At 64.2% G+C, this 26,978-nt stretch carries 28 protein-coding genes and 1 tRNA gene; 17 read left to right on the top strand and 12 right to left on the bottom strand.

The window, feature by feature from the left end; translation table 11 throughout:
- Positions 1-13: 13 nt before the first annotated feature.
- The 4 genes from IWX88_RS10375 to IWX88_RS10360 all read right to left on the bottom strand — a co-directional run bounded on the left by IWX88_RS10375 (position 14) and on the right by IWX88_RS10360 (position 4,769).
- The gene (locus IWX88_RS10375) at positions 14-964 is read right to left on the bottom strand and encodes an NUDIX hydrolase (RefSeq protein WP_196830018.1); all 951 of its coding nucleotides are present in this window, start codon (positions 962-964) and stop codon (positions 14-16) included.
- Positions 961-3,138, bottom strand: a complete 2,178-nt coding sequence (locus IWX88_RS10370) for an RNA degradosome polyphosphate kinase (protein WP_196830016.1) — start codon at positions 3,136-3,138, stop codon at positions 961-963. The genes IWX88_RS10375 and IWX88_RS10370 overlap by 4 nt, the downstream gene beginning before the upstream one ends.
- A gap of 91 nt (positions 3,139-3,229) precedes the next feature.
- Positions 3,230-4,099, bottom strand: a complete 870-nt coding sequence (mshD, locus tag IWX88_RS10365) for a mycothiol synthase (protein ID WP_196830014.1) — start codon at positions 4,097-4,099, stop codon at positions 3,230-3,232.
- On the bottom strand, positions 4,077-4,769 hold the full coding sequence (locus tag IWX88_RS10360; protein ID WP_196830012.1) for a response regulator transcription factor: 693 nt from the start codon (positions 4,767-4,769) through the stop codon (positions 4,077-4,079). Before IWX88_RS10360 ends, mshD begins: the two co-directional genes overlap by 23 nt.
- A gap of 78 nt (positions 4,770-4,847) precedes the next feature.
- On the opposite strand from IWX88_RS10360, the gene IWX88_RS10355 reads away from it, so the two are divergent.
- From IWX88_RS10355 to IWX88_RS10340, 4 genes are all read left to right on the top strand, one after another.
- On the top strand, positions 4,848-5,138 hold the full coding sequence (locus IWX88_RS10355; protein ID WP_196830010.1) for a hypothetical protein: 291 nt from the start codon (positions 4,848-4,850) through the stop codon (positions 5,136-5,138).
- A gap of 147 nt (positions 5,139-5,285) precedes the next feature.
- The gene (locus IWX88_RS10350; protein WP_196830008.1) at positions 5,286-5,882 is read left to right on the top strand and encodes an FABP family protein; all 597 of its coding nucleotides are present in this window, start codon (positions 5,286-5,288) and stop codon (positions 5,880-5,882) included.
- On the top strand, positions 5,875-6,990 hold the full coding sequence (locus IWX88_RS10345) for a folate-binding protein YgfZ (protein ID WP_196830006.1): 1,116 nt from the start codon (positions 5,875-5,877) through the stop codon (positions 6,988-6,990). The genes IWX88_RS10350 and IWX88_RS10345 overlap by 8 nt, the downstream gene beginning before the upstream one ends.
- 22 nt (positions 6,991-7,012) lie before the next feature.
- Positions 7,013-8,101 carry an FUSC family protein gene (locus IWX88_RS10340; protein ID WP_196830004.1) on the top strand — a complete coding sequence of 363 codons (1,089 nt, stop codon included), beginning with the start codon at positions 7,013-7,015 and terminating at the stop codon, positions 8,099-8,101.
- Positions 8,102-8,228: 127 nt separating this feature from the next.
- Here the strand turns inward: IWX88_RS10340 and IWX88_RS10335 are convergent, their stop codons facing one another.
- Positions 8,229-9,014 (bottom strand): class I SAM-dependent methyltransferase, encoded by a 786-nt coding sequence (locus IWX88_RS10335; RefSeq protein ID WP_196830002.1) that lies wholly within the window; start codon positions 9,012-9,014, stop codon positions 8,229-8,231.
- 32 nt (positions 9,015-9,046) lie between these two features.
- Here IWX88_RS10335 and IWX88_RS10330 point away from each other — a divergent pair, with 32 nt between their 5' ends.
- Positions 9,047-9,790, top strand: a complete 744-nt coding sequence (locus tag IWX88_RS10330) for a phosphoglyceromutase (RefSeq protein ID WP_196830000.1) — start codon at positions 9,047-9,049, stop codon at positions 9,788-9,790.
- Positions 9,791-9,873: 83 nt separating this feature from the next.
- Here IWX88_RS10330 and phoU read toward each other — a convergent pair whose 3' ends face one another.
- Positions 9,874-10,527: a phosphate signaling complex protein PhoU gene (phoU, locus tag IWX88_RS10325; protein ID WP_196829997.1), complete on the bottom strand. Its 654-nt coding sequence runs from the start codon at positions 10,525-10,527 to the stop codon at positions 9,874-9,876.
- A gap of 170 nt (positions 10,528-10,697) precedes the next feature.
- On the opposite strand from phoU, the gene IWX88_RS10320 reads away from it, so the two are divergent.
- A complete protein-coding gene (locus IWX88_RS10320; RefSeq protein ID WP_196829995.1) occupies positions 10,698-11,849 on the top strand; it encodes a cell wall metabolism sensor histidine kinase WalK in 1,152 nt (383 codons plus the stop codon).
- 1 nt (position 11,850) lies between these two features.
- On the top strand, positions 11,851-12,528 hold the full coding sequence (locus IWX88_RS10315) for a response regulator transcription factor (RefSeq protein WP_196829993.1): 678 nt from the start codon (positions 11,851-11,853) through the stop codon (positions 12,526-12,528).
- Between the two features lie 77 nt (positions 12,529-12,605).
- Here the strand turns inward: IWX88_RS10315 and IWX88_RS10310 are convergent, their stop codons facing one another.
- Positions 12,606-13,166 carry a hypothetical protein gene (locus IWX88_RS10310; RefSeq protein WP_196829991.1) on the bottom strand — a complete coding sequence of 187 codons (561 nt, stop codon included), beginning with the start codon at positions 13,164-13,166 and terminating at the stop codon, positions 12,606-12,608.
- Positions 13,167-13,463: 297 nt separating this feature from the next.
- Between IWX88_RS10310 and ispD the strand changes: the two genes are divergently transcribed.
- From ispD to rlmB, 3 genes are read left to right on the top strand one after another with little or no spacing between them, the layout of a single operon-like run.
- The gene (ispD, locus tag IWX88_RS10305; protein ID WP_196830162.1) at positions 13,464-14,636 is read left to right on the top strand and encodes a 2-C-methyl-D-erythritol 4-phosphate cytidylyltransferase; all 1,173 of its coding nucleotides are present in this window, start codon (positions 13,464-13,466) and stop codon (positions 14,634-14,636) included.
- 32 nt (positions 14,637-14,668) lie between these two features.
- Positions 14,669-16,108 carry a cysteine--tRNA ligase gene (cysS, locus tag IWX88_RS10300; RefSeq protein ID WP_196829989.1) on the top strand — a complete coding sequence of 480 codons (1,440 nt, stop codon included), beginning with the start codon at positions 14,669-14,671 and terminating at the stop codon, positions 16,106-16,108.
- Entirely contained in the window at positions 16,108-17,148 is a 1,041-nt protein-coding gene (rlmB, locus tag IWX88_RS10295; protein WP_196829987.1) for a 23S rRNA (guanosine(2251)-2'-O)-methyltransferase RlmB, read from the top strand. The genes cysS and rlmB overlap by 1 nt, the downstream gene beginning before the upstream one ends.
- An 84-nt stretch (positions 17,149-17,232) precedes the next feature.
- Here the strand turns inward: rlmB and IWX88_RS10290 are convergent, their stop codons facing one another.
- Positions 17,233-18,510, bottom strand: a complete 1,278-nt coding sequence (locus tag IWX88_RS10290) for a DUF4032 domain-containing protein (protein ID WP_196829985.1) — start codon at positions 18,508-18,510, stop codon at positions 17,233-17,235.
- Between the two features lie 86 nt (positions 18,511-18,596).
- Positions 18,597-19,691 carry an ABC transporter ATP-binding protein gene (locus IWX88_RS10285; protein WP_196829983.1) on the bottom strand — a complete coding sequence of 365 codons (1,095 nt, stop codon included), beginning with the start codon at positions 19,689-19,691 and terminating at the stop codon, positions 18,597-18,599.
- 241 nt (positions 19,692-19,932) lie between these two features.
- On the opposite strand from IWX88_RS10285, the gene IWX88_RS10280 reads away from it, so the two are divergent.
- Positions 19,933-20,856: a thioredoxin domain-containing protein gene (locus IWX88_RS10280; RefSeq protein WP_196829981.1), complete on the top strand. Its 924-nt coding sequence runs from the start codon at positions 19,933-19,935 to the stop codon at positions 20,854-20,856.
- 91 nt (positions 20,857-20,947) lie between these two features.
- Here IWX88_RS10280 and IWX88_RS10275 read toward each other — a convergent pair.
- Positions 20,948-21,022: transfer RNA gene (locus IWX88_RS10275), tRNA-Thr, on the bottom strand.
- Between the two features lie 64 nt (positions 21,023-21,086).
- On the opposite strand from IWX88_RS10275, the gene IWX88_RS10270 reads away from it, so the two are divergent.
- Positions 21,087-22,061 (top strand): DMT family transporter, encoded by a 975-nt coding sequence (locus IWX88_RS10270; protein WP_196829979.1) that lies wholly within the window; start codon positions 21,087-21,089, stop codon positions 22,059-22,061.
- Between the two features lie 38 nt (positions 22,062-22,099).
- On the opposite strand, the gene IWX88_RS10265 is transcribed toward IWX88_RS10270, so the two are convergent.
- Both IWX88_RS10265 and msrB read right to left on the bottom strand, forming a co-directional pair.
- Positions 22,100-22,645, bottom strand: coding sequence for a nitroreductase family protein (locus tag IWX88_RS10265; RefSeq protein WP_196829977.1), 546 nt, complete (start codon positions 22,643-22,645; stop codon positions 22,100-22,102).
- Positions 22,646-22,652: 7 nt separating this feature from the next.
- Entirely contained in the window at positions 22,653-23,075 is a 423-nt protein-coding gene (msrB, locus tag IWX88_RS10260; RefSeq protein ID WP_196829975.1) for a peptide-methionine (R)-S-oxide reductase MsrB, read from the bottom strand.
- Positions 23,076-23,103: 28 nt separating this feature from the next.
- Between msrB and IWX88_RS10255 the strand changes: the two genes are divergently transcribed.
- The 5 genes from IWX88_RS10255 to IWX88_RS10235 all read left to right on the top strand — a co-directional run bounded on the left by IWX88_RS10255 (position 23,104) and on the right by IWX88_RS10235 (position 26,916).
- A complete protein-coding gene (locus IWX88_RS10255) occupies positions 23,104-23,589 on the top strand; it encodes a GNAT family N-acetyltransferase (RefSeq protein ID WP_370568301.1) in 486 nt (161 codons plus the stop codon).
- Positions 23,590-24,552: a DUF2332 domain-containing protein gene (locus IWX88_RS10250; RefSeq protein ID WP_196829973.1), complete on the top strand. Its 963-nt coding sequence runs from the start codon at positions 23,590-23,592 to the stop codon at positions 24,550-24,552.
- Between the two features lie 99 nt (positions 24,553-24,651).
- Positions 24,652-25,050 (top strand): DUF3263 domain-containing protein, encoded by a 399-nt coding sequence (locus IWX88_RS14075; RefSeq protein WP_370568300.1) that lies wholly within the window; start codon positions 24,652-24,654, stop codon positions 25,048-25,050.
- A 21-nt stretch (positions 25,051-25,071) separates the two neighbouring features.
- Positions 25,072-25,638, top strand: coding sequence for a LytR C-terminal domain-containing protein (locus IWX88_RS10240; protein WP_196829971.1), 567 nt, complete (start codon positions 25,072-25,074; stop codon positions 25,636-25,638).
- Positions 25,639-25,887: 249 nt separating this feature from the next.
- A complete protein-coding gene (locus tag IWX88_RS10235; RefSeq protein WP_196829969.1) occupies positions 25,888-26,916 on the top strand; it encodes a DUF3048 domain-containing protein in 1,029 nt (342 codons plus the stop codon).
- Positions 26,917-26,978: the final 62 nt, after the last annotated feature.

Raw genomic sequence — 26,978 nt, 5'->3', positions numbered from 1 at the left:
GGCCGTGCCGGCCTTAGAGGAATGCCGGGCCGTGAGTCTCGACGGCGACGAGCGGGGCATCCGGATGCTCGGACGATACGTGCAGCACCGTGAACTCCGAGGTCGACAGCATTCCGGCCCGGCGCAGTGGAGCATCGAGGGGGGTGTTCGTGAGTGCCGCCGCCTCATCGATGATGTCCCGGATCACCGGTCCGTGGCTGCAGAGCACGACAGCGATGCCCGCAGCGAGGCGCTTGCGCACCATCTTGTGCACGCGGGCGACACCGTCTTCGAAGGCGTCCTGGCTGATGCCGGCGGACTGCTTCACGGGCAGGTCGGTCAAGGTCGCCACCGGTTCGATCGTCGCAAGGCAGCGCGCCGCAGGGCTACTGATGAGTTTTGCCGGTCCCCAGGCGGCGATAGCGGCAGCAACATTGCGGGACTGCTCGAGTCCGCGATGCATCAGCGGGCGCGTGGCATCCGGTCCGTCCCAGCTTGCAGGGGGAACTGCCCGACCGTGGCGAAGCACGATGATCGGGAAGGTGCGGATGGTGCCCGCTGCCGCCCGCGCCGAGAACCGGTCGACAACGTCGCGGTCGAGGTCGTAGCTGAGGACCGCACGCGCCGCTGTGACCGACAGCCACTGGACGGCCGTGACCTCCGCGTTGGCCACGAAGGTCAAACCGGCGATTGCGGCATCCGAGACTTCGGCTGACCAGTAATGCACGATCTTCTCGCGCCCGCCGGGCATCGTGTATTCGGTGGTGCCGAGCGGGGCTCCGAGTGTGACGACGAGTCCCGTCTCCTCGGCGATCTCCCGCACGGCGGTCTGCGGGGGAGTTTCGCCAGGATCGACCTTTCCCTTGGGGATGGAGACGTCAGCGCGATCCCCCCGGTGAACAATGAGCAGCTCAATGCCGCTCGGAGTCTCCCGCCAGCAGACTGCTCCCGCAGCCTGCACGACGGAGGGTCCGGTGAGAGTCATCGCACTACTCCGGTGCGCTTTCGCTGGGACACCTGTTTCATCAGCACATTTTGCATGTCTTCGAGCAGAGAGCCGTCATCCGCCCGGTAGTGGCGCGTCCAGTTGCCATCGGCGGCGAGCTTCCAGTGGGCAATGTCGTCTGACATTGCGAGGTCGAACAGATCCTCGATCTGATGCAGGTGCTCGGGGTTAGTGAGCCTCACCAACGCCTCCACCCGGCGATCCAGGTTGCGGTGCATCAGGTCGGCGCTTCCAATGTAGACCTGCGGGTCGCCGCCGTTGATGAAGGAGAAGATGCGGGAGTGCTCGAGGTACCGACCGAGAATCGCCCGCACCTCGATATTGCCGCTCAGCCCCTCGACCCCGGGTTTGACTCCGCAGATGCCGCGTACCACCAACTCGATCGGCACCCCGGCCTCGCTCGCGCGGTACAGCGCATCGATGATGGCCTCGTCGACGATCGAGTTGAGTTTGATGCGGATACCGGATGGCATGCCACTCCGCGCATTGTCGGCTTCGATCCGGATACGTTTGATCAAGCCTTTCCGCAGGTGGAGAGGTGCCACGAGCAGCCGCTTGAATTTCTTCTCGATCGCATACCCGGAAAGCTCATTGAATAGGCGCGTGAGATCCTTGCCGACGGTGCCGCTCGCCGTGAGAAGGCCGTAGTCCTCGTAAATGCGGCTGGTCTTGGGGTTGTAGTTGCCGGTGCCGATGTGGCTGTAGTGCTTGAGAACGCCATTCTCCTGGCGGATCACCAGCGCAAGCTTGCAGTGGGTCTTGAGTCCAACCAGCCCGTAGACCACGTGCACTCCGGCTTTCTCGAGCTTGCGCGCCCAGGAGATATTGGCCGATTCGTCGAACCTGGCCTTGATCTCCACCAGCGCGAGCACTTGCTTGCCTGCCTCAGCGGCCTGGATGAGCGCCTCGACGATCGGGCTGTCGCCGGAGGTGCGGTACAGGGTCTGCTTGATGGCGAGCACGTTGGGATCTGCCGCGGCCTGCTCGAGGAAGGCCTGCACGCTTGTCGCGAAGGACTCATACGGATGATGGAGCAGGATATCTTGGCGCGCGATCGAACCGAAGATATCCGGGGCCGCATTCGATTCGAGCGGCATGAGCTTGGACGCGGTCGTCGGCACATGTCGGCGGTACTTCAGCGTCGGGCGGTCGATCTTGTTCAGCTCGAACAGCCCACCGAGGTCGAGCGGGGCGGGCAGCCGATACACCTCGGACTCGGTGATGTCGAGCTCGCGCACGAGCAGGCTGAGGGTGAGATCATCCATGTCGTCGGTGATCTCTAGGCGGATCGGCGGACCGAACCGCCGGCGAAGCAGCTCGCGCTCGAGGGTCTGGATCAAGTTTTCCGACTCGTCTTCCTCGATCACGACATCCTCGTTACGCGTGACACGGAACTCGTGGTGATCGAGCACCTCCATACCCGGAAAGAGGTCGCCGAGGTGATTGGAGATGAGGTCTTCCAGCGGGATGAAGCGCAGGAGCCCGCTGCCGTCATCCGGAAGCTGCACAAAGCGCGGCAGCATTGGTGGCACCTTGAGGCGCGCGAACTCATCCTTACCGATCTTCGGATTACGCACCCGGATCGACAGATTGAGGGAGAGTCCGGAGATATACGGGAACGGATGCGCCGGGTCGACAGCAAGCGGCATTAAGACCGGGAAGATGCGGGTGGCGAAGATCTTGTCGAGCAGGTCGCGATCGGCCTGTCCGAGGTCGGCCCAGGTCTCGATATGGATGCCGGCATCATCGAGATCGGGCTTCACGAGCTCTCGGAAGGCGAGCGCATGGCGCACCTGGAGCTCGTGCGCTCGATCCTGAATCAGGGCGAGCACGTCGGTGGCTGCTGTGCCGATATTGGTCGGAACGGCGAGCCCGGTAAGGATTCGACGCTTGAGCCCCGCAACGCGCACCATGAAGAACTCGTCGAGGTTACTTGCGAAGATGGCGAGGAAATTCGCGCGCTCGAGAAGCGGTAGTTCGGGATCCTCCGCCAGCTCGAGCACGCGGGTGTTGAAGGCAAGCCAGCTCAGCTCCCGGTCGAGATAGCGCTGTGCTGGCAGGGTGCCGTCGTCGACCCAGCTGGACTCGTCGTCGTCATCGTCGAGACCGTCGGTGGCCAATCCGGCATCGCCAAGGTAGGTCTCATTGCTCATATCTAAATCATCGCACTTCACGTGTTGCGGTCATCGGCAGCACTGTGAACGTCGCGTGAAGAGGCAGAGCATGACTTCTGCTGCGTGCGCGTTATCCGCGGTCTGAGGCGCGCGCGTACTGGATGTCGACTGTGTGGTCGGTGAATCCGAGGGAGCGGTACAGGCCGACGGCCGGCACGTTGTCGGATTCCACATAGAGGGCAGCAGTGCGGATACCGCGGGCGGCGAGATGCGAGAGGCCAGCGTCCATGAGGCGGCGGCCGAGACCCTCGCCCTGTCTCCGTGGATCCACGCCGACGACGTAGAACTCGCCGATCGAATCCTCTATCTTCAGCCAGCAAAAGCCGATAAGGGCGCCCCCGTCGCGCAGCAGGAGAAAGTCGTCTGGGTCAAACCACGGCTCGACCGTCAGCTCGGTGAGGTCTGGCTGGCCAACCGACCCCTGCTCGGGGTGCGAAGCGAAGGCGCGCGCGTTGAGCGCCAACCAGTCGTCGTCGTCGACTCCCGGCCGGAATCCGGTGGTCGAGCCGTCAGAAACCGGGGATGCGGTCACTGGCGCGCGTAGCTGAAGCAGCCGGCGCACCGGCACGAATCCGTGACTGGCCGCAAGGGTGCGAGCAGCCGGATGATCCCCGTGGGCCCATATTTTCACTCCCGGGGCGCAGCGCTGAAGAAGTTGCTCGAGCAGCCTGGTGCCGATCCCCTGCCCACGCTGGGCCGGATCCACCACGAATTCGGCCTCGGTCATTGAGTAAATTGCCGCCGAGTAAATTGCCGCCGAGTAGATTGCCGCTGAGTAGATTGCGGCTGCATCGCTGGCTGGGGATCCGAGCTCGAGCAGAGTCTTTTCGCCGGTACGCAGTTGCACGAGCGTGCCGTCGGAGAATGGTGGCTGGCCGTCGGCACCCCGGCACCGCTCGATCAGTGCGGCGAGCGATTCAGGAATTGACGGACTGGGCAAGGCGTTCCGCTTCATCTTCATAGAGATTGAATCGATAGCCGACATTGCGCACTGTGCCGATCAGTGACTCAAGGTCGCCGAGCTTGGCACGAAGTCGCCGCACGTGCACGTCGACGGTGCGAGTTCCGCCGAAGTAGTCATACCCCCACACCTCGCTGAGCAGTTGCTCGCGGGTGAAGACGCGGGACGGATGGGTGGCCAGAAACCGCAGGAGCTCGAACTCCTTGAAGGTGAGATCCAGTGGCCGCCCGTGAACCTTTGCTGAATAGCTCGCTTCATCGATCACGACACCGGAGGCGTGAATCTTGTTGCTGGTCTGGTCGAGTGCCTGGCGTCCGACGACGAGGCGGATGCGGGCATCCACTTCGGCGGGGCCTGCCGTTTCGAGGATCACGTCATCTACGCCCCAGTCCGCACTGACCGCGGTGAGACCGCCCTCGGTGAGCACGAGCATCAGGGGTACATTGACCCCGGTCGTAGTGAGGATCTTGCAGAGAGCCTTCGCGTTCGCCAGATCCTGCCGTGCATCGACGAGGACCAGGTCGCAACTCGGAGCCGTGATGAGCGACGCTGGCGAGGCGGGGATCTGCTTGGTTCGGTGACTGAGCAGTCCGAGAGCCGGGAGGACATCACTGTTGACGGCCGAAGTCAGGATCAACAGCTGTGCCAACGAGTCCTCCAGTGCCGCTCCACAGTCTAAAGGTACGAAGGCCCCCCCCGTCAGTCGCGGGTAGGGCACAATTGGGGCGTGACCACCGATCAGCCCGCCACTCGTCTCGCGCTGACGAGCGTGGTGCCCGTCTGGTCACTTGCGGTCATTGGCTCGGTTCTGGTCGGTCTGCTCGCGTCCCACGAGCACTACCTCGCCTGGTTGCCGCTCGTGCTTGCAGCGGATGTGCTGCTCACCTTCTGCATCCAGCTCGCGATTGTGCAGAAAGAGGGCCTCGTCGACCGTGTGATGGCCTGCCTTGGCGGCTCTGTCGCGATACTCGGCGTCGCCACACTGGTGCTTGGCGTACTGCAGCTGCGTGCCGCGTAGAATCGAACCATGTACCTCGGTCTTGAACTGTTCTTCATCGGCCTCCTGATCCTCGCCACTCTGGCCATCGGCTACGTCTCCGTGGTAGTGCTGTTCAACCTCTTCCGCGGCCAGCGCTAGAACGGGTCACTGCAATTAGGAACCACCGTGATTGATCTACCGGTCAACCTGCCCGCAGAGCTGGTGCCACTGTCCTGGCTGATCGGCGTCTGGGAGGGCACGGGGGTCGTCAACTTTCAGGTCGGCGAAGAGAACCGCAACTACGAGTTCGGCCACCGTCTGAGCTTCACTCATGACGCACTGCCGCACCTGAACTACACCTCATACACCTGGCTGCTCGATGCCGATCTCACCCCGCTAGCCACCGAGACCGGATACTGGCGGCTGAGCAGGCAGGCGACCGAGGGCGACCCGGGACCCGGACTGCTGCAGGGCGTCGGGCTCCAGCCATTCGCCACCGCGACGGCGGTCGAGACACTGCGCAACGCGACAGACGGCTTCGACATCGAGGTGTCGATCTTGCATCCGGGCGGCGTGAGTGAGCTCTATATCGGACAGGTCAAGGGACCGCGAATCGACCTCGTGACGGACGCCGTGATGCGATCGGTCACCTCAAAGGAACACACCGCATCCACCCGCATCTACGGATTGGTCGACAACCACATGCTCTGGGCCTGGGATCTGGCCGCGCTCGGCCAGGAACTCGCGACCCACGCATCCGGACGGCTGGCTCGCCTTGAGTGAGCTCAGGCGACCGACCGCTGTCGACGGGGCCGGAATCGATGCCGGCGTCGCGGCCCATTACGGCAACCCTCTTGCCGAGCAGCGCGCGCTGGCAGCCGGCGAGGCCGTGGTGGATCTGTCACACCGGGCGGTGCTCTCCATTTCCGGCGCGGACCGCCTGACCTGGATCAACTCGCTCACCTCCCAGCGGATCACCGCGCTGACACCGGGGGAGTCCACCGAGACCCTTCTGCTTGATGCGACCGGCAGGCTCGAATTCGCTGTGCGCCTGCTCGATGATGGAGTGGACCTCTGGCTGCTGCTCGAGCGCGAGGAGGCACCCGGGCTTCTGGCCTGGCTCTCGAAGATGGTGTTCATGCTGCGGGTCGAGGTGCGGGACCGCACCGCGGAGTTCGCCACGATCGGCACCCTGGGGAGCCCGGCACTGCTCGAATCCTCTGCGAATTCCGCACAGGATACTTCCCTCGTCGCCTCCCCCAACGCGGTGCCGCTGGTCTGGGTGGATCCATGGTCGGTCGTGTCTGCCGGAGGCTGGCAGTACGCCATCGTCGAGCACCACCCGGCGATGGAATGGACCTACAGCGAGGTGCTCATTGAGCGGGCTCAACTCGCTGGGCTCGAGCTTCCACTCGCCGGACTGCTTGCACTGGAGGCGCTGCGCATCGCGGCCTGGCGCCCGCGGTGTGCGACCGAGGGGGATGAGAAGACGCTCCCTCACGAGCTCGACTGGTTACGCTCGGCTGTACATCTCACGAAGGGCTGTTATCGCGGGCAGGAGACGGTTGCCAAAGTCCACAACCTCGGGCATCCGCCACGCCGCCTCGTGATGCTGCATCTGGATGGCTCGGATTCCGTGCTGCCCTCCCCGGGGGACGACGTGCTGCTCGGCGAGAAGACGGTCGGGCAGGTGACATCCGCCGCCCGCCATTTCGAGCTCGGACCGATCGCGCTTGCGGTTGTCAAACGCACCACCGACCCGCTCGCTGAACTCGCGGTGCGCTCGGAGGGAATTCTCGTGCCGGCAGCTCAGGAGATCGTGGTGCCGGTGGAAGCCGGTGCCGCCGCGAATGTGCCCCGGCTGCCCCGCCTCGGCGCGGCCCCTCGTTAGGGACTCAGTGCTGAGGATGATCGTGGGCAGGCTGCGCTCGGTCGTACCGCACCTGTTCGACCTCCGTGCCCCGGGGCAGCGCGTGATCGAATCACTCGTGCCCGCGCTGCAGATCGTGATCGCGGCATCCGCTGCCTACGCTTTCGCGCGCTACGGGCTCGACCACCCGGTTCCGCTGATCGCTGTCACGGTGACCATTTCGACCCTCGGCTTTGCGCGGGATGCCCGCCCCATCCGGGTGCTCGAGACGGCGATCGGCATCGTGATTGGCATCGCGCTCAGTGAGGCTCTGCTTCTCACGGTGGGCCAGGGCGTGTGGCAACTCGCCCTCGTGCTCCTGGTGACCCTGGTGGTGGCGCGTGCGCTGTCGCCGAGCAACGCCTTCGCTGTGGCTGCCGGGGTGCAGGCGATACTCGTCATGCTGTTGCCCGCTCCTCCGGGTGGTCCATTCGTTCGCAGCATCGACGGCATCGTCGGCGGCATCGTTGCGCTGCTCGTCACTGCGCTCGTGCCGAGGGATTCGCGTCGCTTCACGCGCCGGGATGCCCGCGCACTCTTCGCGTCGCTCACTGACGCACTCGGCTCCCTTGTCGTCGCGTTGGATAAAGCCGACCAGCCGGCCGCTGAGCACGCTCTCGAACGCCTGCGCAGCACCCAGCCGATCATCGACAACTGGGCGGCATCCGTCGACTCCGGCGTAGCCATCGCTCGGATCTCGCCATTTCTCTATCGGCGGCGCCCGGATCTGCAGGCGCAGGCGCGGGTGCTGCGCGGCATGGACCTCGCCACCCGAAATCTGCGGGTGATTGCGCGGCGCATCGACTTCCTTGTGCGCGACGATGTTCCACGCCCTGTGATCGGATCGATCATGGCGAGCCTGACAACCTCGGTGGAGTTGCTTGGACAGAGCCTCGATGATCCTCTGCTGGCAGACACCGTGCGGGTCGGACTCGTTGCGGTCGCCGAGCGACTTCGGCCCGACACCGTTGTCAAGGGCGCGCCGGTGACGGACTCGGTGGTCATCCTCATGATGCGGCCGCTCCTGGTCGATCTTCTGATGGCTGCCGATTTCCCGGCCGAGAAGGCGCGGGCGCTGCTGCCGGAGGTGTGAAGCTTAGCGGTGTCCCCACCTCCACACCACCACCTCCCGTTTTTGCGACCACCGCCCTGTTGGCACGGCGAGGTGGTCGCAAAAACGGGAGATGGTCCGGCGGGGACGGTTCGGCGGGGGCCGGGCGTCACCACTGGAAACCCTGCGGTGCCACCGCATCCCAATGCACGGTCAGTTCGCCGAGCTTCCAGCGCGACCGGCCACCCTGAACCGGCCAGCCGTCGTGCACGAGCCCCTGCGCCGTGGCGATCCACCGCTGCGACGGTCCGTAGACCGAGAGTGCGGCGTTGAACTGCCAGTGCCGGTCGAGATCCACCAGGAAGGTATGCACTCGCTCGCCCGGCACATTGCGATGGATCAGCACCTTGGGCAGACGCTCCGCCACGACTGATGGCCGCTCGAGGTCGGCAAGGCGCAGACTGACGGTGAGGCTGCGGGGGCCCTCGGCCGTGACATCCACCCAACTGGCTACACGCCCCACCTCGTTGCAGGTGCCTTCGACCAGTACCCCACCGGGGTCCAGACGAGATACCATCAGGTGCCACGCGGCGAGCACTTCGGATTCGTCGTATTGCCGAAGTACATTGAGGGCGCGGATGACCGTGGCCGAGCGCCCACCGGGCAGTGGCACCTCGAAGCCGCCGTGGGCGAAGCGCACACCATCCCGCGCAGAGAGCGCGGCGAGTGTCACCCGGGCCGGATCGATCTCCAGGCCAACCACTAGCACCCGTGGATGAACCCGAGAAAGCCGCTGGTGCAGCTCGAGGGTCGTCGTTGCGGATGCCCCGTAACCCAGGTCGACCACCAGCGGATCGGCCGTTCGGCGGAAGACGGAAAGCTCTGCGATCCACCGGTCGACGCGGCGCAAGCGGTTGGTGCCGGTGGTCCCACGGGTGATCGAACCAATGGGCATGCGTCGATTATCCCGCTCGCTAGAGTTGAACCATGACCTTTACGCTTATTCTCCTGCGCCACGGCAACTCCGATTGGAATCAGAAGAACCTCTTCACCGGATGGGTGGATGTCGACCTGAGTGAGCAGGGACGTACCGAAGCGAGGCGGGCGGGCGAGCTCCTCGCACAATCCGGCATCCTGCCGGACATTCAGTACACCAGTGTTCTCAAGCGCGCGATTCATACCGCCGATATCGCCCTGGATGTTGCCGACCGCGATTGGATCGACGTGAAACGCAGCTGGCGGCTCAACGAGCGTCACTACGGTGCGCTGCAGGGCAAGGATAAGGCGCAGACACTTGCCGAATACGGGCAGGAGCAGTTCATGACCTGGCGCAGGTCCTTCGACGTGCCCCCACCACCCCTCGACGACGACAGCGAGTTCTCGCAAGCCCATGATCCGCGCTATGCCGGGCTCGGTGCCGATCTGCCGCGAACCGAATCACTGAAACTGGTGATCGACCGAATGCTCCCCTACTGGGAATCCGAAATCACCGTTGACCTCGCCGCGGGTAAGACCGTACTCGTCACCGCACACGGCAACTCGCTGCGCGCCCTGGTCAAGCACCTCGACCACATTGCGGATGATGCGATTGCGGAGCTCAACATCCCCACTGGCATCCCGCTGGTCTACACCCTCGACGAGACCTTCGCGCCGATCGAGCCGGGCAGATACCTCGACCCCGAAGCCGCTGCGGCCGGTGCGGCGGCGGTCGCAGCGCAGGGTAAAAAGTAACTCACACCCCGACCGTCTCGCACTTATGCGACCACCCACCTGTGATACCAGGGTGGTGGTAGCAAAAACGGGAGACGGAACGCTCAGAGTTTTGCAGCGATCCAGTCGCCGGTTGCCAGGTACTGCACCTTTTTCGCGATGGAGACCGCGTGGTCGGCGAATCGCTCGTGGTAGCGCGACGCGAGAGTGGCATCCACTGTGTCGACCGCCGCGCCCTTCCAGCTCTCGCCGAGCACCTTATCGAACACGCTGAGGTGCAGTGCGTCGATTCGGTCGTCGTCGTTGCGGATCTCTTCGGCGATAGTCACGTCTTCGGTGCGCAGCAGCTGCGTGAGCTTTCGCGCGATCTGCACATCGAGTTGGCCGAGCTCCACGAAGGTCGCACGAAGTGACTTCGGCACCACCTTGTCGGGGAAACGGTAGCGGGCGAGCTGCGCGATGTGCTCGGACATGTCGCCCATCCGCTCGAGGGACGCGCTGATGCGCAGTGCGCTCACGACGATGCGCAGGTCGCGCGCCACCGGCTGTTGGCGGGCGAGGATGTTGATGGCCAGCTCGTCGAGGGCGATTGATGCTTCATCGATCTTGTCATCGTTGGCGATGACGGTCTCCGCCAGGGCAACATTCGATTCGTTGAACGCGCGAGTGGCGTTGTCGATCGATGTCTCGACCAGGGCCGCGATTTCGACGAGGCGCTCTTGCACCTCAGCCAGTTCCTGCTGGAATACCTCGCGCATTTCTCACGTCCCTTTCGCTGCGAGTCTTCATTCCCCGCACAGTTCTTTTGACCAGCCTGCCCCGCGGAGGTGAACGGCGGGGGAACCGCACCTGAACAAATTGCCAAGTGGCGGATCCGGTTACGGCGCAGGCGCAAGTCTGGCCCCCGGATGTTACTAATCTAGTCGCTATGGACTCCGCCCTGCTGGTGCCGCTCGCGCTGGCTTTCGGCGTCGTCATCGGCGCCGCGCTCACGGCGGTCTTTGTCGCCTCCGCACACCGTGGTCAGCGCGCGGTGGCAGTGGTGAGCACGGCAGTGCCGGATGGCGTAGACCAAGTGATCGAGGCCCTCGAGTCCGCAGGTGTCGTGCTCGATCCATCCAATACGGTCGTGAAGGCGAGCCCGGGTGCGCTGGCCTTCGGGCTGGTCTGGAACCAGGCACTCGTGCATCCGGAGTTGGTGACCATCGTGGATCGCGTTCGCCGCTACGGCGAGCCGATCACGCAGGAGCTAGAACTTGCCCGTGGACCATTCGGTGACGCGAATATCTACCTCTTCGTGCGGGCTGCTCGACTCGGCGCGCGATACATCCTGCTGCTTGCGGAGGACCGCACCGAGTCCTATCGGCTCGATGATGTTCGGCGGGACTTTGTGGCCAACATCAGCCACGAGCTCAAGACCCCGATCGGCGCGGTCGGGCTGTTGGCCGAGGCGCTCCAGGCCGCATCCAATGAACCGGACCAGGTGCGCCGTTTCGCCAAACGCCTCACCAAGGAGGCGGATCGCCTCGCGCGCATCACCCAGGAGATCATCGAGCTGTCCCGGCTGCAGGCGGCGGATGCTCTCACCAGCCCAACCGTCGTGGAGATCGACCACGTGGTCGCCAAGGCTGTCGACCAGAATCGTGTCGCGGCGGAGTCCAGCCGGGTCACTATCGTCAGCGGGGGTGATGCCAGTGCTGAGGTCTACGGCGATGAGCCGCTTCTCGCGGTGGCACTGCACAACCTCATTGCGAACGCAATCCAGTATTCGCCCAAAGGTTCTCGGGTCGGGGTTGGAGTGAACAACACCGACGGCATCGTCGAAATTGCCGTCACCGACCAGGGAATCGGCATCCCGGATGACGAACTCGACCGCGTGTTCGAACGCTTCTTCCGCATCGATCCGGCCCGATCCCGTCACACCGGTGGATCGGGGCTCGGCCTGAGCATCGTCAAACACGTCGTGCAGAACCACGGCGGCGACATCCGTGTCTGGTCCCAGCCCGGCAAAGGTTCGACGTTCACCATCCGTCTGCCCGAGGCGTCCCACGCCGCGGCGGCATCCCTGAAAGAGGCATGAATTGCGCATCCTGATCGTCGAAGACGAACCCTCCCTGAGCGAGCCCCTCGCCTTCCTCCTCGGCCGGGAGGGCTACGACACCGCCATCGCCGCCGACGGCATCTCCGCGCTGGCGGAATTCGACCGTAATGGCGCCGATCTGGTGCTGCTCGACCTTATGCTGCCCGGGATCGCCGGCACCGAGGTGTGCCGTGAGATCCGCACCCGCTCGCAGGTGCCGATCATCATGCTCACTGCCAAAGACAGCGAAGTGGATGTTGTGGTCGGTCTCGAGCTCGGCGCCGACGACTACGTCACCAAGCCGTATTCCACCCGCGAGTTGCTCGCCCGAATCCGCGCGGTGATGCGCCGCCGGGTGGAGACCGATGACGATGACACTGCCATCCTCGAGTCCGGTGATGTGCGCATGGATGTCGACCGTCACACCGTTGCCGTGCGCGGCGTCGACACGGCCATGCCGCTCAAGGAATATGAGCTGCTCGAGGTGCTGCTGCGCAACTCCGGGCGGGTGCTTACCCGCGGCCAGCTGATCGATCGGGTCTGGGGATCCGACTACTTCGGTGATACGAAGACGCTCGACGTGCATATCAAGCGCATTCGCTCGAAGATCGAGAAGGAGCCGTCTGAACCTCGGATGCTGCTGACCGTGCGCGGTCTGGGCTACCGCTTCGAGCCCTGACTCTGCGACCCTGACGCTGCGATCCTGACGCTGCGTCGCCGGTTCCCGCGATGTTCGGGTCTGCAGCTTCGAAGAGACTACGGAGCGGTGGTCGCCGTGGGGCTAGGAACTGGCACGACCGACGGGTTTGCCGACGGGGTCGTAGTCGGTAGCGGCGTGGGTAGCAGCGTCGAGTATTCGTCGAGCGATCCGTCGAGCACCGGAACGAGGAGTTGCTCGCCGGTCAGCGTTCCATACTGCACGAAGACCGGGAGGAGCGATCCGGCATTCGTATTGATGCCGGTGAAGATCAGCTGGGGGGTAGTGGAGGATCCGAAGGTCTTCACCTCGCCAGCCGTGAGCTGAATGCGAGTGTCGACCTTGCCCCGGGTACCGTCCGCGGTGGTGCCGTCATACTGAACGAGCACGTCTACCGGCTTCGGAGAATCGTTGATGAAGCTGACCAGAAAGCTTGCCAGCTGGCCGTCACTGGTAAGTAGAAGGGCGTTACGCACCTTCACTTGACCGACGGCGGCGCCCACTCCATCGCTCGGGTCGTAGCGTTTCAGGGTCGACTGCGGGGCAAAGAAGCTGCAACCCGTAGTGGCGAGCAGCAACGAGGCCGCCACGATGACCGTTGTGGCGATACGAGCTCTCACGGGACCCTCCAGAGTGGACCAGAAAATGGGCTTGCGGTGCGCGAGTGACGCGTGAAACCCACTTAAACTTTAGCGTACGGCGGCACACGGCGGCACACGGCGGCGCACCGCCCGGCGTCGAACCCGCGTCCAACCCGCGGTGCTGGGCCTCCAACCTGCGGTCCAGAAAAACGATGCTGATAGATAGTGCGCCACGGAGACGGAGTACCAGCAATGCGTTTCGGGGTCGGCACACACATCGGCACTAACGTCGGCACCAACGTCGGCAATGAGAATCCCACGACCATAGACCCGGCCATGGCCATCGACGTCGGTATCGTCGTCGTAGCCGCCGGTAGTGGTGCCCGCCTCGGGCATTCCGATCCCAAGGCATTCGTCGCCGTCGGCGGGCGCCCGATCCTTGCCCACGCTCTTGAAGGAGTATTCGGCACCGCCGAGCCGGCTCAGGTGGTGGTGGTGGCCCCCGCGGACCGCATCGATCAGGCACGTGAACTGGCGGTGGAGGTCGCCGGACCCGCACACGAATCGGTGACGGTCGTGGCCGGGTCCCAGTCGCGACAGGGCTCAGTTGCTGCCGGGCTTGCAGCGCTCGCTCCCGGCATCCGGATCGTGCTCGTGCACGATGCGGCCCGGTCGTTCACCCCGTCCGCACAGTTCGACGCCGTGATCGCAGCTGTGCGGCAGACCGGAACGGGCGTCGTCCCGGGTCTTGCGGTCACCGACACGATCAAACGGATGAATGGCGACTTCGCCGTCGCGACGGTCGATCGGTCGGAACTCGTCGCGGTGCAGACACCGCAGGGCTTCCCGCGGGAGCAACTTGCTGCCGCCTACGCCGACACGACCGCGGAGCACACAGATGATGCCGCGCTCTTCACCGCAGCCGGTCACGAGGTGCGGGTGATCGAGGGTGATGCGCTCGCCTTCAAGATCACGACCCCGTGGGATCTGCGTCGCGCAGAGGCACTCCTGCGACCGATCGATACAGCCACAACCCGCACCGGCATCGGTATCGATGTACACGCGTTCGATGCGAAGAGCCCGCTCTGGCTCGGCGGGGTCTACTGGCCGGGCGAAGTTGGTCTGGCCGGCCACAGCGACGGGGATGCCGTGAGTCATGCGATCTGCGACGCGCTGCTCTCCGCAGGGGGCCTCGGCGATCTCGGTTCGAACTTCGGAAGCGCAGACCCCCGTTTCGCTGATGCCCATGGTGAGGTCTTTCTCGCCGCGACGGTCGAGCGCGTGGCGGCCGCCGGGTTCTCGATCGGCAACGTCTCCGTGCAAGTGGTGGCGAACCATCCGAAGATCGGTGCCAGGCGTGAGGAGATCGAAGCGAGGCTGAGCGCGCTCGTTGGCGCCCCGGTGAGCGTCGCGGCGACGACCTCTGACGGACTCGGATTCACCGGGCGCGGCGACGGCATCAGCGTCATCGCCACCTGCTTGATCCAGCGCATCCAGCAGCGTCGCTGATCCCTAAGGGAGCACTCGGTAGGCTGATGCGCGTGACAGTGCGCCTTTACGATTCCCGCTCGCAGGGGCTTCTCGACCTTGTGCCGATTGTCGAGGGCAAAGTCGGCATCTATGTGTGCGGACCCACCGTGCAGTCTTCACCGCACATTGGTCACCTGAGGTCGGCTCTGGTGTACGACCAGTGGCGGCGCTGGCTCGCCTATCGGGGGTACGACGTCACCCTCGTGCGCAATGTCACCGATATCGACGACAAGATCCTCGCAAGTGCGACCGCGAGCGGCGGCACTGAAGAGTGGTGGGCTCTGGCCTACCGCTTCGAACTCGAGTTCAGTCGCGGCTACGAGCGCCTCGGCATCCTCGCCCCCACATACGAGCCACGCGCGACAGCGAGCATCCCGCAGATGCAGCAGTTGATCTCTGACCTGATCGACCGTGGACACGCCTACGTGGCCGCTGATGAATCGTGCGACGTCTACTTCGACGTGGCATCCTGGCCGGCCTACGGCGAGCTCACCAACCAGAAACCCGGTGATTTGGTGGCATCGGCGGATGCCCAGCGCTCATCGGCGGATTCGAGCCGCGGTAAGCGCGATGCCCGCGACTTCGCCCTGTGGAAGGGGCACAAGCCGGATGAGCCGGCGTCAGCCGCGTATCCGTCGCCCTGGGGCCCCGGTCGGCCCGGCTGGCATATCGAGTGCTCTGCGATGTCGCAGCAGTATCTCGGCACCCGGTTCGACATCCACGGCGGAGGCCTCGACCTGCGTTTTCCCCACCATGAAAACGAGTTGGCACAGTCGTCCGCTGCCGGGCACGGCTTTGCTACGGCCTGGGTGCACAACGGGCTGGTGAATGTGAACGGCCAGAAGATGTCCAAGTCGCTCGGCAACTCGATCTACGCCGCCGAGTTTCTCGATCAGGCCCGCCCGCTGGTGGTGCGTTACTACCTCGGATCCGCGCACTACCGCTCGACCATCGACTATCACGACGGAGCGCTGGTCGAAGCGGAGGCCGCACTCGACCGCATCGAGGTCTTTCTCGATCGTGCGGCCAGGCGGCTCGCTGGCACCCAGTTCGCTGGCTCGGGAGCACAGCTCATCCCCGACGAGTTTGCTGAGGCGATGGATGATGACCTCGCCATTCCGCAGGCGATGGCCGTGCTCCATGAACAGGTGCGGGCCGGCAACGCTGCCCTCGATGCGGAGGACCTCGGCAGCGCCGCCGCACTGCAGGCCCAGGTGCTGGCGATGACGGAAGTTCTCGGAATCAACCCGATGGCCGTAGAGTGGCAGACTGCTGCGGATGATCCGGCGAGCGTAGCGCTCGCCATTCTCGTTGAGAAATTACTCGAGGACAGGGACGCGGCACGCAGGGCGCGCGATTTCCTGGCCGCCGATCACATTCGCGATGAACTTGCCGCAGCCGGCATCCAGATCGAAGACACCCCGACGGGGTCGCATTGGAGTCTTGACTAATGAAGAGCAGTGGGGCGAACAAGCCGCGAGCGGGTGCCGTGCGCAAGAGCAGCACCGGTAAACAGGTGGGTTCTGGCGGCCAGGGCCGCCAGGCGCTCGAAGGCAAGAAACCGACTCCGAAGGCAGTCGACCGTCCGTATCATCCTGCAGGCAAGCGCAAGGCAGCGGATGACCGTTTCGCGGCCGCCGGCGGTACGAAGAAGCCGTCGAGCACCGGTGCGCCGCAGCGTTCAGGTGCGCCGCAGCGTGCCGCTGGACCTCAGCGCACGCAGCGGCCAAAGCAGACCGACGAGTTCGAGGTCGTCACCGGTCGCAACTCCGTGCTCGAGGCTCTTCGCGCCAAGATCCCGGTGACCGCGCTCTACATCGCGACCCGCATCGAATACGACGATCGCGTCAAGGAGGTCATGCAGATCGCGACCAAGCGCGGCCTGCCGATCCTCGAAGTGATGCGCCCGGAGCTCGACCGCCTCGCCGGCTTCGACTCTGTGCATCAGGGACTCGCTCTCAAAGTGCCGCCCTACGAGTACGCGCATCCCACCGACCTTCTCGACAAAATCGTGGCCAGCGGACGCGTGCCGCTTCTGGTTGCGCTTGACGGCATTACTGATCCGCGTAACCTCGGGGCGATCATCCGCTCGGTTGCCGCATTCGGCGGTCACGGGGTGATCGTGCCTCAGCGTCGCTCGGTCGGCCTCACCGCTGCTGCCTGGAAGACGTCGGCCGGTGCCGCCGCTCGTACGCCGGTCGCCATGGCCTCAAACCTCACTCAGACGCTCAAGGCATTCAAGGAGCGCGGGGTATTCGTGCTGGGCCTTGACGGCGAGGGGGACACCCCGCTGCCCGAGCTGACCTGGGCGAAGGAACCACTCGTCGTCGTGGTCGGCAGCGAGGGCAAAGGGCTTTCCCGCCTTGTCACCGAGACCTGTGACGCGGTGATCTCGATTCCGATCAGTGCCTCGACTGAGTCGCTCAACGCCGGGATTGCCGCCAGCGTCACCCTCTACGAGATCTCGAAGCAACGCGCGAAGAAGAAGTAGCCTCGCTCCTTCCCCCACTCGGGTTCATGAACAGCGATGCTGGCTCGCGTGCAGAGCGTATGAATTCATGACACGCGAGCCGGGTCAGACCTTCGAGCGCCAGTCGTCTTCGGCGATGATGTCAACCGGAACGGTGATCGTCCCGGTCGCCGGTGCGATGACCGTCGCCTCGTCCTGGCGTTGTCGCAGCACCGTGTCGATGTAGGAACTGACCGCCTCGGCGAGAGGCACGTCGCGGTTCTCGTTCTGCGACAGATACCACCGGTGGTCGAGCAGTTGGTGAAACACCTCCGCCGGTTCGAGCCGCCCCTTGAGGTCGCGGGGGATGGCACGGATCACCGGTTCGAACACCGTGGCGAGCCATTCGTGGGCCACCATCTCTTCGTCATCACCCTGTTTGTTGAAGGTCGCTGTGTAGCTGTCGAGATCGTTGAGCAAACGGCGGGCCTGGTTCTCCTGGGCGTCGAGCCCGGTGAGGCGAAGCAGGCGGCGCTGGTGATGTCCGGCATCGACGACCTTCGGCTGGATGCGCACCTGTGAGCCGGTGTCGTCGGTTCTGATCGCCAACTCCTCGATGTCGAATCCGAGCTCGTTGAGTCGTTCAACCCGCTCGTTGATACGCCACCGTTCGGAGGAGGAGAAGGATTCGGATCCGGTGAGCTCACTCCACAGGGTCCGATAGGCCGCAACGATACCGTTTGAGACCGCGACGGGATCCAGTCCCTCCTCCAGTCGCCCGCCCGCGGCCAAATCGAGCAGTTCGCCCGCGATGTTGACACGGGCGATCTCGAGGTCGTTTTCGCGCTGGCCGTTCGACAGTCCGTCGTAGAGCTGGCCGGTCTCGGCATCCACGAGGTAGGCGGCGAATGAGCCGGCATCGCGGCGGAAGAGTGTGTTCGACAGTGATACATCGCCCCAGAAAAAGCCGATGATGTGCAGCCGAACGAGCAAGACAGCCAGTGCGTCGACCGTGCGGGTAGCGGTTTCTGGGCGCAGGGTCTGCGAATACAGCGCCCGGTACGGTAGCGAGAACTTGAGATGGCGCGTGACGAGCACGGAGTCGAGTTTGCTGCCCTCGTCATCCGTTCGGTTGGTGATCACGGCGACCGGTTCGACGCACGGCACGTCCAGCTTCTGCAGGGTGCGGAGCATCTCGTACTCGCGTCGCGCGAGTTCTGAGGAGGTCTCCTTGATCGCGATCACGTAGCCACTGAGATGCACGAAACGAACGAGATGGCGGGAGATTCCCTTCGGGAGGGCGGCGATCACGCTGTCCGGCCAGGTGTCGAGGGGCAGATTCCATGGCAGGTCGAGGAGTGCGGGATCGACCGTCGCCGACGTGATGTTGAGGGATCCGCTCATGGGCACTGCCTAACGGTGAGGTGAAATAGACGAAAAAAGTGCGGGCGGCGATCATGCTCGCCGCCCGCACCGAAGGCCCGGGCGGCTTAGTCGGCCACGGCCTTGCTGAGGCGGTGGCCGGACTCGATGTCGAACGCGTGAACGTGCGCCGGCTCCGGCAGGATGTACACGGTGTCGCCGGCATTCGGGTGCGAACGTCCATCGACGCGGGCGACGAGGTCAACGCGCGAGCCGTCGATGTCGGTGTGGCCGTAGAGGTAGCCGTCCGCGCCGAGTTCTTCGACGAGGTCGACCGCCACCTGCAGACCTTCGCCAGAGGTGGAGACGCGCACATCTTCCGGGCGAACTCCGATGGTGACCTTCGTGTTGTCGGTCTTGCCCATGGTTGAACGGTCGAGTGCGGCCACAGCCGTACCGAACTTGAGACCCCCGTCGACGAGGTCCGCGGTGAAGAGGTTCATCGCGGGGGAGCCGATGAAGCCTGCAACGAAGACGTTCTTCGGGTTGGCGTAGAGGTCGCGAGGCGTTCCGACCTGCTGGAGCACGCCATCCTTCAGCACGGCGATCCGGTCGCCCATGGTGAGCGCCTCGGTCTGGTCGTGGGTGACGTAGACGGTGGTGACGCCGAGTCGACGCTGGAGGGATGCGATCTGGGTGCGAGTCTGCACGCGCAGCTTGGCATCGAGGTTCGATAGCGGCTCGTCCATGAGGAATACCTGGGGCTGACGCACGATCGCACGACCCATGGCGACGCGCTGGCGCTGACCGCCGGAAAGAGCCTTCGGCTTGCGGCCGAGATAGGGCTCGAGGTCGAGGAGCTTGGCGGCTTCGAGTACGCGGGTGGCACGCTCGTCCTTGTTGACGCCGGCGATCTTGAGTGCAAAGCCCATATTCTCGGCAACGGTCATATGCGGGTAGAGGGCATAGTTTTGAAACACCATCGCGATGTCACGATCTTTTGGCGGCACATCCGTGACGTCGCGATCCCCGATGAGAATATTTCCGTCGTTGACCTCTTCGAGACCGGCCAGCATGCGAAGCGACGTGGACTTTCCGCAGCCCGATGGTCCAACCAGAACGAGAAACTCGCCGTCGGCCACGTGCAGGTCGAGTGCGTCGACCGCCGGTTTCGTCGAGCCAGGGTAGAGGCGGGTGGCTTTATCAAAAGTGACTGATGCCATGGTTATTAGACTCCTTCACCGGCAGGTACGTGCCGGACGATCCGTAGTGAATGGATGGTAATGCGCCTCTAGTATGTCAGTGGTGTGCGGGTAGTGCCGTGGCGAAATCGATCTCGCGGGCTGAAACCTGGGGGCGTCTTAGTTTTTTCCCAGACACAATGTCTAGGGTTCTTAGGGCTCGTCTGACAACAGACTGCAGCAGCCGGGAGCCACGGCGTAGGTGGATAGCGAGTGAGGTTCGATGAGCGACGACGATTCGAGTGAGCGCGGTCTCAACACGAACGAGAGACGAGAGGCCGCGAGAGACAAAGCTCGAGTGCTCCGTGAGCAGCAGAAGAAGACGGATCGTCGCGGTCGCGTAATCCTGCAGAGCAGCCTCGCCGCCCTAGTGGTCGCCATCGTTGTGGTCGTCGGTCTCGTGATTGTGGACAGCGTGCGGCCCCCGTCCCCTGGTCCAGCGAACATGCTGAGTGACGGCGTCAAGATCGGCGAGGGCTTTGCCGGGGTACCGACCGCAGCTCTGCAGCCGGAGGGCACCCCAGTGCCCTCGAAAGCCAACGCTGCCAATGTCATAGACCTGCGCATCTACATCGACTACCAGTGCCCGTACTGCGGCGATTTCGAAGCTACGAACGCGGCGCAGATCAAAAAGTGGGTGTCGACCGGTGCCGCGACTCTCGAGATCCATCCCGTGGCCATCCTTGACCAGTTGTCCCTCGGCAAGAAATATTCCACCCGGGCCGCGAACGCGGCGGCCTGCGTGGCGAACTTCTCCCCGAACCAATTCTTCGACTTCAGCGCATTGCTGTTCGTCAACCAGCCGAAGGAAAACACCGAGGGGCTGACGGATGACCAGATCATTGCGCTGACGAAAAAGGCGAAGGTGGGCAAAGCTGATTCGATCGGCACCTGCATCACCGACCAGAGGTTCAAGTCCTGGACGAATGCTGCGACGGCTCGCGCGACGATGGATCCACTGGCCGGCACCGACGTGAAGAAGCTGGCAAGCACCCCCACCGTGATTATCAACGGCAAGAAATACGACGGTGCCATCGACAACGCTCTGGATTTCGCGACCGCGGTGTCCAAGGCAGCTGGAGACAGCTATAGCGAAAAGTCTTCTGCGACACCGAGCCCGTCCCCATCGGCCGGCACCGGGAATTAGTCTGCAGCACCCACCTCCCGTTTTTCCGACCACCCGCATGTTGAGATCGCGAGACGGCCGCAAGAACGGGAGATGGTCTCGCGAATTACGGAGCCCCCTAACGGATTCGAACCGTTGACCTGCTCATTACAAGTGAGCTGCTCTGGCCGGGCTGAGCTAAGGGGGCGAACGGGTCTCCATATTACGGGGCTTGCACCGGATGGGATGCCGCGGCCGATAACCTTGGCCCAATGACGACCGACGCCGCGCACTCCCGCACGGCTGTCGCCATCGGTGTGGCGGGGGCTGTGCTGGTGGGAGTGTTCACTGCGACCCAGTCGCGGGTGAACGGAGAGCTCGGTCGGGCCCTCGGTGACGGCTACCTCGCCGCGGTCATCTCCTTTGGCTCTGGCCTTGTCATCCTGCTCGTTGCGGTCGCCGTGTGGGCACCGGGTCGCCGCGGCCTCTCGAAGGCACTCGCCTCTGTGCGCGAGGGAACGACTCCGTGGTGGTACCTGTGCGGGGGAGCGGGCGGGGGCCTGTTCGTGCTCGCTCAGGGGGTCACCGGTGCGGTGCTTGGCATCGCGCTGTTCACCGTCGCCGTGGTCTGCGGCCAGACCATCAGCGGACTCCTGATCGATCGCAACGGCATCGGCAACACCCCGCCGGCTGCGATCACCGTCACCCGTCTGGTCGGCTCAGCGCTGGCTCTCGTGGCGGTCGGTGTGGCCGTGTCAGCGGGGTTCGGCGCTGACATCCCGGCGTGGATGCTTCTGCTGCCCTTTGCGGCAGGGCTTGCAGTGGCCATCCAACAGGCCGTCAACGGCCAGGTGCGCCGGATCGCAGGGTCGGCGCTCACAGCGACCTTCATGAACTTCCTTGTCGGCACGAGCGTGCTTCTCGTGGCCAGCCTGGTGCACTCGGCAATTGTCGGGCTTCCTGACCGTATGCCGACCAACCCCGTGCTGTACCTTGGCGGCCTGATCGGTGCAATTTTTATCGGCGCTGCGGTGATCGTCGTTCGCGTCACAGGAGTTCTGCTGCTTGGACTCGGGTCGGTTGCCGGCCAGCTTGTGATGTCGCTCGTGCTCGATGTTGTCCTGCCGGTCGCCGGCCAGGTGATCGTGGCCTCCACCGTCGTCGGCACGCTGCTCACGCTGGTGGCCGTCGTGATCGCTGCGATCCCCTCGCGAAAACTCAGGACTCGCGGAGCCGGACCGCGCTGAAGGCCGGACCCCGCTGAGGGGCGGGGCACGCTGAAGACTCAGAGCACGCTGAGGTAGCGCTCCGCAGGAAATACGGCGCGCTCTCCCGGCTTCTCGCGTTCTGGCCGTCCACCGACGTACAGCCAACCGAGCAGTTGCTCATTGTCGGCGAGTCCGTGCAGCACCCGGACAGGCTGCGACCGGGTGAGTTGACCGGAACGCCACATCACGCCCCAGCCTGCGTCGTCCAGTAACAGGCTGAGCATGTGGGCGACACCGGCCGCCCCGGCCTCCTGCTCCCAGTCAGCAATCTTGGGATTTGGCTGCACCGTCACGACCACGGCGATGAGGAGGGGTGCGCGCATCGGCTTGGCGGCGATTTTCGTGGCATCTCCGGCCTCCGCCCGGCTCGCCTCTGCAAGAGCGGTACCGAGGCGGGCGCGGGCATCACCCCGCAGTTCGATCAGGCGCCAAGGCGTGAGCGCCCCGTGGTCGGCCGCGCAGGCTGCGGCTGTCACCAGCGGCAGCAGTTCGTCGTGACTGGGCGCCTCGGCCGTCACAATGGGTTGCGAGCGGCGGCGGCGGACGGCATCCAGTAGTGACATCGGAGCCTCAGTCCTCCTGCGTGAAGTCCAAGGAAAGCGAGTTCATGCAATACCGGTCACCGGTCGGAGTCTGGTGGGCGTCATCGAAAAGGTGCCCGAGGTGCGAACCGCAATTCGCGCAGAGCACCTCGGTGCGGGTCATGAACAGGCTCTTATCGGTCTTCAGGATCACGGCGTCGGGGTTGACCGACTCATAAAAGCTGGGCCAGCCCGATCCGGATTCGAACTTCGTATTGCTTGCAAAGAGATCGGCGTGGCAGGCGCCACAGGTGTAGACCCCGGCACGCTTCTCATCGAGCAACGCACCCGAGAAGGCACGCTCTGTGGCGGCCTCGCGCAGGATCGAGAATCGGGTGGGGTCGAGTTCGGCCCGCCACTCGGAGTCGGTCTTGGCGATCGGGTACTGGGTCGGATCAGTGTTCTTACTCATGAGATTGGTCCTTTCGCAATCTTTCGCGGTGCTACTTCTCATTAAACTCGGCACCATGCCGGAATGTTCCCTCGTCCATAAATCATGGGGTCAACTCACAACCCTCGAGCTCTATTCGCTTCTCAAGCTGCGCACCGATGTGTTCTTTGTCGAGCAGCGGATCGACGAGGAAGAACTCGACAACCGCGATCAAGAAGCCACCACCGAACATCTGTGGATTGCGGATTCCACGGGCCCCGCAGCCTACCTGCGCGTGCTGGTGGACGCGAGGGCTTCACATCTCGACGCCCGCCATACATTTGGCCGGGTAGTCGTGCGGGCGGATCGTCGCGGCGAGGGCCTCGCACAGCTGCTCGTCACCCGGGTGATTCAGCAGCACGGTCACGAGTCGATGCTGTTGCACTCCCAGGAGTACATTGCTCCGCTCTACGCAAAGTTCGGATTCGAGTCTTTCGGCGAGAGTTACATCGAGGCGAGCATCCCGCACATCTCGATGTACCGCGCAGGCCGCTGAGTGGATACCTCTCTGTGGTATCGCAACTTCGGTGAGCTGGAGGCGCGTGGGCAATCAGCCATTTATGAGCAGTGGGCACTCGGTGTTGCTGATGATCCGGAGCTGATCGCTCTCATTGACGAGCTGCCGCTGCAGAAGCGGCAGCCCAATCTTGTCTTCGCCTGCGCTCGACTGCTCGGGGCTCCAGAGGGGGACTATCCGCGATTTCGGCGCTGGCTCGTGCAGCACTGGTCTGCGGTCGTGCCGGAGGCTCATGCCCGCAGCACCCAGACCAATGAGGCGAGGCGCTGTGCAACCCTGCTTCCGGCGCTGGCGCTTATCCCCGGTCCCCTTGCGCTACTCGAAGTCGGCGCCAGCGCTGGCCTCTGCCTCTTCCCCGACCGCTACAGCTACTCCTACGACGACGGGATACACATCGATCCCGCGACTGGGCCGAGTGAAGTGCTGCTCCAGTGCACGACGGCGGGGAACCTGCCCGGGCCCGTCTCGCTGCCGAACGTCGTCTGGCGGGCGGGTCTCGATCGTCGCCCCCTCGATGTGCGAAACGCAGGCGATACGCACTGGCTCGAGACGCTGGTCTGGCCGGAACAGCACGAACGTCGTGCACGGCTGCGCGCCGCCATTCGTATTGCCGCTGAAGATCCGCCTTTTCTTGTTCGGGCGGATGCCTCGGAGCTGGCCTCCCTTGCCGCAGAGGCTCCATCTGATGCAACTCTCGTCGTGCTCACGAGTGCGGTGCTCGTCTATCTGCCGTTCGCGGAGCGCATGCGATTCGTGGAATCCGTGCGCGCCCTCGGTGTCCGCTGGATCTCACTCGAGGGGGTACGGGGCCTGCCGACCGTTCGAGCGGCGCTACCCGATGACCATGGCTCCGACGGGCGCTTCGTGCTCGCGCTCGACGAGGTGCCACTCGCGTTTACCGGCCCGCACGGCCAGTCACTCGACTGGATCGCCGGCAGGTGACATCGCGTGCCACGCCCTTCCATAATCTCGGCGTGCGCGAGGCATCCGACTTTCCACAGCGAGCCAGCCCTAGTATTGCGGCAGAGCGGAGGGAGAACAGTGCCAGCCGAAACAGTGCCAGCCGAAACAGTGCCAGCCGAAACAGTGCCAGCCGAAACAGTGCCAGCCGAAACAGTGCCAGCCGAAACAGTGCCAGCCGAAGGACCGTCGGCGAAGTCGATACCTGCTGTGCCCACTGCTCTTTCCGAACGTGAGCAGCAGATTCTCGTGTTCGAACGGCAATTGTGGGCGCACGCCGGTGCGAAAGAGGCGGCGATCCGCGCGGAGTTCGATCTTCCGGTAGCCCGGTATTATCAACTGCTGAACGTGGCGCTCGACCGGCCGGAAGCCATCGCTTTCGATCCACTGCTGGTGAGGCGGCTGCAGAGGCTGCGGGATGCCCGCACCGACGCGCGATCCGCCCGGGTTCTCGGCACCTCCGACTCCACACACCAGTAACCCACGCGACGAAAAGAACTGATGGCGACCACACCCCCAGACCGCTTCGACAGCGTTCCCGACGACCTGTTGCGCACCGGTGCCCACCGGTCGGCTTCGACGCGGAGCCACGGCTGGATCGCCTTCGCCTGGGCTGCGCTTGCTACTGGCGTTCTGGTCGCAGCCGGGCTATACGGACTCGCCGTGATCCGCGGCACCATCGACCTTCCGTTCGCCGCACAGACTGCACCAGCGAGTGACACCCCATCACCCACCCCGACCACCACCACCATCGAGGCAAAGATCGATCCGGCACTGCCGATCTCCGTTCTGAATGGCACGACGCGGCCGGGTCTCGCTACCGCGGTCGGCAATAATCTCGTCACACAGGGATGGGCCGGGGCCTCAGAGCAGGTGGGGTCGCGCACAAACGCCGGCGCCACAAACATCACCGCAACAGTGGTCTACTACGGTGTTGCCGCCAACGAAGCGGCGGCGCGCGCGATGGTGCTGTCGCTCAAGGTCGGTGAGATCCGCCTCTCGCCGGCCTATCCCGGATCACCGATAACAGTGGTGCTTGGCAGCGACTACGTGCTTCCTGCAGGCTGATCCGCGTTGATCCAGCAAGCGGATCTGAGTGCGGATCTGGGTGCGGATCTTTGGGCTGATCCGCCGAGGCAATGTCCTCGAGAGTGGCGCCGGCGCCACTGCGCCACAGTCCACATCGGTGGGACTGCGCGAATAACCCCGTGTCACTGCCTCTCGGCGGTAGCGCGACGTTAGTCTGTGGCGGTGAAGCACACTTCGGCAGGGTCCCCGGCACGGTCACCAGATTGTTTACCGACACACATTCGGGCGGTGCTTTCGGTCACGCTCGCCATCGGACTCAGCCTCGCCATCGCGGGGTGCGTGCCGGCCAAGGCCACACCGACTTCCTCGACCACGCGGTCTGCTACCCCGACTCCCTCGCCGAGCATCTACACCCCACCACCCACGTCGATCGCTCCGCTGCGCGGGACGACGGTGCCAGCCGGATCTCTCGACCACGCGTCGATCGCGGCAAAGATCGACAATCTGCCTGCTGCACGGCCGCAGATCGGTCTCGAGAGCACGGACATCGTCTACCAGGAGCTGGTCGAGGGCGGACTCACCCGATACCTTGCGGTCTGGCAGTCCACCATTCCGGACCTGCTCGGGCCAGTGCGATCCATCCGCCCGATGGATCCCGACATCGCCTCACCCTACGGCGGCATCATCTGCTATTCCGGCGGTCAGCAGCGTTTCGTCGATCTCATGCGTGCCACGCCCGTGTACAACGCCATCCACGGTCAGTCAGATACTGCGAGCACCTTCTTCCGCACGCCGACCAAGTCAGCGCCGCACAATGTGCTGGTGAAAGCGAAGGAGCTGCTTGCCCAGCACACCAGCATCGCTGCCCCTGCCCAACAGTTTCAATATTCTGCTGACCCGTCGCTGTCGACCGCCATGACGGCTGGCACCCCGACAGCAGTGGTCAACTATGCATTTTCCGGTGTCACAAGCGGCAGCTGGACCTGGGATGCGTCGAGAGTGGTGTTCCTCCGCTCTCAGGGTGCTGGCCCCGACTTGGACAGTGCCGGTGCTCAGCTCTCCGCGACGAATGTTGTCGTGATCCGCGTCAGCGTCACCACCGACCTCGGCGTGCCGAAGACCAACCTGATCGGTTCGGGTGAGGCCTCGATCTCGAGCGGCGGACGCACTGTTCAAGCGACCTGGTCGAAAGCGTCGGCGACGGATCCGATCCATCTCGTCGACAGCGCGGGTGCCGCAGTGCGCCTTGCGGTCGGTAACACCTGGATCGAGCTGATTCCTCTGGCAGGATCCGTCTCTGTCGTCGCTCCCGGTTAGTCCTTCACGAGCCGGTAGCTCACTTGCACTCTCAGTGGGAGAGTGCCAGAATCGTCTAGCAC

Source organism: Frigoribacterium sp. CG_9.8 (genome assembly GCF_015751965.1).
Lineage (GTDB): Bacteria > Actinomycetota > Actinomycetes > Actinomycetales > Microbacteriaceae > Lacisediminihabitans.
The sequence above is the reverse complement of the archived record's forward strand: the minus strand, read 5'-3'. Positions and strand labels throughout refer to the sequence as shown.

Coding starts and splice junctions, on each gene's coding strand:
- IWX88_RS10285 (WP_196829983.1), bottom strand. CDS start 19,691: ATGGCATCAGTCACTTTTGATAAAGCCACCCGCCTCTACCCTGGCTCG.
- ispD (WP_196830162.1), top strand. CDS start 13,464: ATGGCCATCGACGTCGGTATCGTCGTCGTAGCCGCCGGTAGTGGTGCC.
- IWX88_RS10280 (WP_196829981.1), top strand. CDS start 19,933: ATGAGCGACGACGATTCGAGTGAGCGCGGTCTCAACACGAACGAGAGA.
- msrB (WP_196829975.1), bottom strand. CDS start 23,075: ATGAGTAAGAACACTGATCCGACCCAGTACCCGATCGCCAAGACCGAC.
- IWX88_RS10265 (WP_196829977.1), bottom strand. CDS start 22,645: ATGTCACTACTGGATGCCGTCCGCCGCCGCCGCTCGCAACCCATTGTG.
- IWX88_RS10330 (WP_196830000.1), top strand. CDS start 9,047: ATGACCTTTACGCTTATTCTCCTGCGCCACGGCAACTCCGATTGGAAT.
- IWX88_RS10240 (WP_196829971.1), top strand. CDS start 25,072: ATGGCGACCACACCCCCAGACCGCTTCGACAGCGTTCCCGACGACCTG.
- rlmB (WP_196829987.1), top strand. CDS start 16,108: ATGAAGAGCAGTGGGGCGAACAAGCCGCGAGCGGGTGCCGTGCGCAAG.
- IWX88_RS10270 (WP_196829979.1), top strand. CDS start 21,087: ATGACGACCGACGCCGCGCACTCCCGCACGGCTGTCGCCATCGGTGTG.
- IWX88_RS10375 (WP_196830018.1), bottom strand. CDS start 964: ATGACTCTCACCGGACCCTCCGTCGTGCAGGCTGCGGGAGCAGTCTGC.
- IWX88_RS10335 (WP_196830002.1), bottom strand. CDS start 9,014: ATGCCCATTGGTTCGATCACCCGTGGGACCACCGGCACCAACCGCTTG.
- phoU (WP_196829997.1), bottom strand. CDS start 10,527: ATGCGCGAGGTATTCCAGCAGGAACTGGCTGAGGTGCAAGAGCGCCTC.
- IWX88_RS10290 (WP_196829985.1), bottom strand. CDS start 18,510: ATGAGCGGATCCCTCAACATCACGTCGGCGACGGTCGATCCCGCACTC.
- IWX88_RS10320 (WP_196829995.1), top strand. CDS start 10,698: ATGGACTCCGCCCTGCTGGTGCCGCTCGCGCTGGCTTTCGGCGTCGTC.
- IWX88_RS10370 (WP_196830016.1), bottom strand. CDS start 3,138: ATGAGCAATGAGACCTACCTTGGCGATGCCGGATTGGCCACCGACGGT.